The organism is Brasilonema bromeliae SPC951 (genome assembly GCF_012912135.1).
Lineage (GTDB): Bacteria > Cyanobacteriota > Cyanobacteriia > Cyanobacteriales > Nostocaceae > Brasilonema > Brasilonema bromeliae.
This window is the reverse complement of record NZ_QMEB01000331.1, coordinates 1-5,204: the sequence shown is the minus strand read 5'-3', so window position 1 is coordinate 5,204 and position 5,204 is coordinate 1. Positions and strand designations below refer to the sequence as shown.

Genomic DNA, 5,204 nt, shown 5'->3' with positions numbered 1-5,204 from the left:
CCCCTACACCCTCACACCCTTACACCCCTAGTTTTGGTAAAAAGCAATGCCCTGGTTTGTGAAGATAGAAGAAGGCAAAGTTGAGAAGTCCACGTTTGATCAATATGTAAGTGCCCATCAAGCGTATGCGTTCAGGAATTGATTGCCAAAGGACACAAAGCGAAAACTGGCTACTGGGCGCAAAAAGGTGGCGGTATGATGCTGTTTGAGGCAGCCTCAATGGAAGAAGCACAAACTATCGTAGCTCTTGATCCATTGGTACAAAATGATTGTGTGAATTATCAGCTTTTTGAGTGGAAAATTGTCGTGGAATGACACACAATCGAAAAATTAATGCTATGCTGTTTACAGACTCGGATCTACGCGGCTGTAACGCCCAAATCTTGTCAGGACCGGAAGGTAGCAGCAATACGGGATGCTTATAGCAGGCGTAGTCTCCGGGTCGCCCCATTTTAGGAGCGCAAAAGCAGCAATGCCCGGTTTTGGAGATATTGTAAAAAAAGCTTTTTACCTAGGTGTCGGGTTGGCTTCTTACGCGGGAGAAAAAGCAGGGGGGACAATAACCGAACTGCGATCGCAAGTCCAAAAGCTGGCAGATGAAATGGTTGCGCGGGGCGAAATGACAACAGACGAAGCCCGCCGCTTTGTAGAAGATATGATGAAGCAAGCCCAAAGCGCACCCACATCTGATACAACAGCTCGTCAAACATCTCCTTCTGAACCGCGTCGCATTGAGATTCTAGAGGAAGACGAAGAGCCAACTACTGTAAAAGTCACTCAACCTACTGAGAATGTTGATAAACTACGCGATCAAGTCAGACAAATGCAGGAAGAACTACGTAGGTTACAACGCGATAAGTAGTTGGAAGGCTGGCAGGAGTGTTTCAGCATGAAGCTGAAATATTTCTTGACAATGTAAAATTTTTATAAAAACATAGTCCTTAGGATGTACAAAAATGCTCCCAGCCATGTAGCATTAAGCGTCCAGTAACTAACTTGTAAGGACGTCGGGTTTATGGAAAAGTGGCAAGAAGAGTTTTGGGACATGATAGAAATAGTGGCTGATGAAGTAGAACGCTTCTTCGTGGGCATGACGGAGATGATAGACTCCCTTTTTGAGATCACAGAAGAGATTAGCGAGCAAGTACAAAATACTATAGCCACCGAGTTAGATCAGTATTTACAGGAACTGACTGATCCAATTTTGGAAATTTATAGTGAACTGGAAGACATTGTCGTAGATGATATCGACCTGGGTTTTCCTTATCCTGTTGAACCCTGTCAAGAAAAAAATCCCGCTTGCATCGGTTGTCGTCATTACCACGGTCAAGTGTATAGTGGAAATCTATTAGTTTGTGGTATGCATCCCTACGGTTGGGAAGATGAAAATTGCCCAGACTGGGAACAGGAAGAGTTATGATGAGTTAGTCAATAGTCCAAAGTTGAAAAGAAAAAATTTTGACTGTTGACTGTTGAACGCCAGTCGCCTACGGAGGGAAACCCTCCTGCAGCGCTGTCTCCTCTTGACTCTTGATTTTTGACTCTTGACTATGGAAATGAAATATGGAGAACGCAACATTGCGGAAGGGCAACTAATCACATTTCCCAATCCGCGTGTTGGAAGGCGATACAATATTGACATTACTCTGCCGGAATTTACGTGTAAATGCCCGTTTTCTGGCTATCCTGACTTTGCCACGATTCACATTAGCTACATCCCTAATGAGCGAGTCGTGGAATTGAAGGCGCTAAAACTATATATTAATAACTATCGCGATCGCTATATTTCCCACGAAGAAACTGCCAATCAAATCCTAGATGATTTTGTTGCTGCCTGTGATCCAATGGAAGTTACTGTTAAGGCAGATTTCACACCTCGCGGTAATGTGCATACGGTGGTTGAAGTGCGACATCAGAAGAACGCGTAGAAATCTGATAGCGCTGCTGACATTCCCATGTCCAGTATCCTGACTGCCTTTAGCCACTTCAATGGACTTTTTTTGTGAATTTACTGATTTACTTCTAGTTGGTACAGGAGAAAAGTCGCCCCTGTACCTAGTTTTGGTTTTAATTTCAAATATGGCTAAAAAGTGAATTTCCCTAGCCAAGCATCATAACTGCCTGCATTAGCTGCACCCAATGCTCCTGCAGTCTCTCCTGTAACATAGATATCATTGCCTTGGACAGCTATGCCAAAAGCTTTGTCTTCGGCAGGAGTACCTAATCGTTGTGTCCATAACAGCTGCCCATTCCTATCGTACTTTCCTATCCAAGCGTCGTAACTCCCAGCATTCGTTCCTCCCAAAGATCCGTTGGTGAAACCAGAAATATCTGAAATAGTACCAGCCGCTCCCAACTTTTGTATCCACAACTGGTTACCATTGCTGTCATACTTCGTCACAAAGGCAACAGTATTAGATGTAGTGAAGAAGGATGGATTAGCACCGCTAATACTTCTAGAAGTGACAAGAGAGCCATTAGTTGCCCCCGAAACATAAACGTTGCCAGCATTATCGACAGCTACATCAGAAGCTACGTCAAAACCCAAAGTCCCGAACTGTCTTATCCATAGTCGGTTACCTCTGTTGTCATACTTCGTCACAAAAGCATCATAATTCCCAGCATTGGCTCCTCCTAAAGAGCCAGATGTACCTCCTACAACATAAACATTACCAGCTTTATCTATACTTATCTTTTCAGAAAGGTCATCACCGGAAATCCCAAATTGTCTGATCCAACCTGTAACAAGGGGCGATCGCTCACCAGCGGAAATGAGAGTCTTTTTGCTGCTGAATCTATGAACATTTGGCTTGACAAGTGTAGACAAACCACTATTTTTTTTCAAACCGATAGTTTGAAATTGAGATAGTCCTTGAGGATTGCTGAGTTTCTGCTGACTATTGGCAGTAGCACGGTAGGAATTGGTGTCAAATAAACTTGTAGTTATTGTAGTTGCAATCAAACTGCCCAAGAATAATCTGTGCCATTTCCATTGAGCTTTCATTGATTTTTCTCCTGGTTACAAATTTTTTATTCAGATATCCTATTCGTCATGTCTTAAGGCTTAGATTCCCGACAACTTCTGCGAAGTCGGGAATCTTTTTGTTGACGAATGATTTAGGATTGGTATGGTATCAATTTTGTGGGGGAGCCAAGCCAATTGGGTAATCCCTCAAATTTCATGATTTCTAGCTAAGGCGTGACGTTTGCTGTAAACTGGGCTTCTGTGCCTGAAGTGAGCGTAATTCCGTTATGCTGATGGGCTGAGCACTACAAAAAGTTTTTCTATAATAAACAACAAAGCTAGTATATGTTGCGGAACCACCTCGATAACTACAGGTCGATAAACCTGTGATTACATTTCCATTTTCATTGATTTTTCCTTGAAATACAAAGTTAAAACTAGCAGGACTGTCAGTACTCTCAATTCTAACTTGATTACCAGTTACCGTTCCTCTCGTTACTCGCGTAAAATTTCCCAATGAATTAGAGATGTTGTCATTATTGAATATTAGTTGATTTCCTGACTGTGTTATTCTCGTAGGAGCTTCATAAGTAGCACCATATTGTATGCCGTTGGTAGTATAAGTACCGCCTTGGTATTTTACACATCCAGCACTGTTACCCGTGACCGATTCTCCAGCTGAAATCCATTCTCCACTTAAATTAAACGTATTTTGGGCTTGTGTTGGTAAGGGCAGTAAAAGGAGTGTATTCAACGCAATGAATCCGAAGGCTATAATTTTGTGCATATTGATAGACCTTTTCTGAACTTAATTAAGTTTGCTCAAAACAGTAAAACAGTAGATGAAATAATTTTCTATCCTTTTGTAATAACGAAGTTGCAAGTTTATAACAAATTGATTGCACTTTTATGCAATAGGGGGGTTTGAGTTTCCGATTACGCTTTTTTCTTAGCGAAAATGTTATTAAAAGTCAGCAAAACAAGTAAGTCAATACCACAAACTGCCTGCTTATAGTAAAAACTAAGCGGACATCAAACAACCTGTTTTCGCTATCAGAATCAATCTGAATCTTTGCTTGCAAAGCTATACTCTCAGGTCTGCTGAGATATGTCAGTGCGAAAAAGTCGGAACAGAATTGGAAGAAAGTCGGAAAAAGTCGGATATCTACTGACTTTCCCGTAAAATGCTGGTGGAAGTATTCTGTAACCACTTGAAATCATGAATATTGAGGAAGCGCTGGCTGTTGCAGACGCTGCCATATTTGCTTATACAGGGAAGCATTTGAGGGATCAGGAAAAATTAATACTGTCAGCCTCTTGGGAGAATCAAACCTATGAGCAGATGGCACAGAGGTTTTCATGGTCTGAGAAAACTCTCAAAGATGCAGGTTCTGATTTATGGAAATCCCTATCAAAGGCGCTAGGGGAAAAAGTCACTAAAAAAAACTTTAAAGCAGCTTTGGAACGGCGGCGAATAGAGAACACCTCAGCGCAGCAATCAACAGATAACCAAGACTGGGAAACAGCACCGGATGTCTCAGTGTTCTTTGGACGTGAAGAAGAACTGCAACTTCTTGAGCAATGGATTCTTAAGGAACGCTGCCGACTGGTTGGTATTATTGGTTTTGGTGGGATTGGTAAAACTAAACTGTCCGTTTGCTTGGGTAAAGGTGGTATTGGCAAAACAGACCTTTCCCTAAAGTTAGCTCGCAGCATTGGGCATGAGTTTACTTATATTATCTGGCGCTCTTTACTCAACGCTCCACCTCTGACAACTATCCTGACTGACTGGATTAAGTTTTTATCTAAGCAACAAGAAACTCGTTTACCTGAGACTGTGGATGAGCAACTGAGACTGGTGTTGCAGTATCTGCAATCGGAACGCTGTCTGCTGATAGTTGATAATATGGAAACTGTGCTGCAAGGTGGGGTTAGCGCGGGACAGTATCGCCAGGGTTATGAGGAGTATGGTCAACTGCTGAGGGCGATCGCACAAGTTCCCCATCAAAGTTGTTTATTGCTCACTAGCCGCGAGAAGCCAAAAGAACTGGATCGTAGTCCCTATCCTGTGCAGGTTCTGGAACTGAGGGGTCTAAATTATGCACAAGGACGCAAGATTTTTGCCCAAATTGGCTCTTTTGAGGGTTCAGATGAAGAATGGCAAGAATTGATTGCTTTTTATAATAGACATGTCCGGGAATTTGCAAAGCACTCCACATCTGGCTTTGCACAGCATTAG

At 42.4% G+C, this 5,204-nt stretch carries 6 protein-coding genes, 1 other RNA gene and 1 pseudogene; 6 read left to right on the top strand and 2 right to left on the bottom strand.

The window, feature by feature from the left end:
- Positions 1-46: 46 nt before the first annotated feature.
- From DP116_RS26830 to queF, 5 genes and pseudogenes are all read left to right on the top strand, one after another.
- Positions 47-315, top strand: a pseudogene (locus DP116_RS26830) (YciI family protein).
- Positions 316-350: 35 nt separating this feature from the next.
- Positions 351-447: signal recognition particle sRNA small type (gene ffs / locus DP116_RS26825), an RNA gene on the top strand.
- Positions 448-472: 25 nt separating this feature from the next.
- Positions 473-862 carry a phasin family protein gene (locus tag DP116_RS26820; protein ID WP_169158038.1) on the top strand — a complete coding sequence of 130 codons (390 nt, stop codon included), beginning with the start codon at positions 473-475 and terminating at the stop codon, positions 860-862.
- A gap of 153 nt (positions 863-1,015) precedes the next feature.
- A complete protein-coding gene (locus tag DP116_RS26815; RefSeq protein WP_169158037.1) occupies positions 1,016-1,420 on the top strand; it encodes a hypothetical protein in 405 nt (134 codons plus the stop codon).
- Positions 1,421-1,550: 130 nt separating this feature from the next.
- The gene (gene queF, locus DP116_RS26810; protein ID WP_169158036.1) at positions 1,551-1,928 is read left to right on the top strand and encodes a preQ(1) synthase; all 378 of its coding nucleotides are present in this window, start codon (positions 1,551-1,553) and stop codon (positions 1,926-1,928) included.
- 155 nt (positions 1,929-2,083) lie between these two features.
- Here the strand turns inward: queF and DP116_RS26805 are convergent, their stop codons facing one another.
- Together DP116_RS26805 and DP116_RS26800 are read right to left on the bottom strand one after the other, a co-directional pair.
- A complete protein-coding gene (locus tag DP116_RS26805; protein ID WP_169158035.1) occupies positions 2,084-3,004 on the bottom strand; it encodes an SBBP repeat-containing protein in 921 nt (306 codons plus the stop codon).
- A gap of 184 nt (positions 3,005-3,188) precedes the next feature.
- The gene (locus tag DP116_RS26800; protein WP_169158034.1) at positions 3,189-3,752 is read right to left on the bottom strand and encodes a hypothetical protein; all 564 of its coding nucleotides are present in this window, start codon (positions 3,750-3,752) and stop codon (positions 3,189-3,191) included.
- 432 nt (positions 3,753-4,184) lie between these two features.
- Between DP116_RS26800 and DP116_RS26795 the strand changes: the two genes are divergently transcribed.
- A complete protein-coding gene (locus DP116_RS26795) occupies positions 4,185-5,204 on the top strand; it encodes a helix-turn-helix domain-containing protein (RefSeq protein WP_169158033.1) in 1,020 nt (339 codons plus the stop codon).

What these genes read in the sequence shown, in the direction of transcription:
- DP116_RS26820 (WP_169158038.1), top strand. Translation starts at nt 473, where the DNA reads ATGCCCGGTTTTGGAGATATTGTAAAAAAAGCTTTTTACCTAGGTGTC.
- DP116_RS26815 (WP_169158037.1), top strand. Translation starts at nt 1,016, where the DNA reads ATGGAAAAGTGGCAAGAAGAGTTTTGGGACATGATAGAAATAGTGGCT.
- queF (WP_169158036.1), top strand. Translation starts at nt 1,551, where the DNA reads ATGGAAATGAAATATGGAGAACGCAACATTGCGGAAGGGCAACTAATC.
- DP116_RS26805 (WP_169158035.1), bottom strand. Translation starts at nt 3,004, where the DNA reads ATGAAAGCTCAATGGAAATGGCACAGATTATTCTTGGGCAGTTTGATT.
- DP116_RS26800 (WP_169158034.1), bottom strand. Translation starts at nt 3,752, where the DNA reads ATGCACAAAATTATAGCCTTCGGATTCATTGCGTTGAATACACTCCTT.
- DP116_RS26795 (WP_169158033.1), top strand. Translation starts at nt 4,185, where the DNA reads ATGAATATTGAGGAAGCGCTGGCTGTTGCAGACGCTGCCATATTTGCT.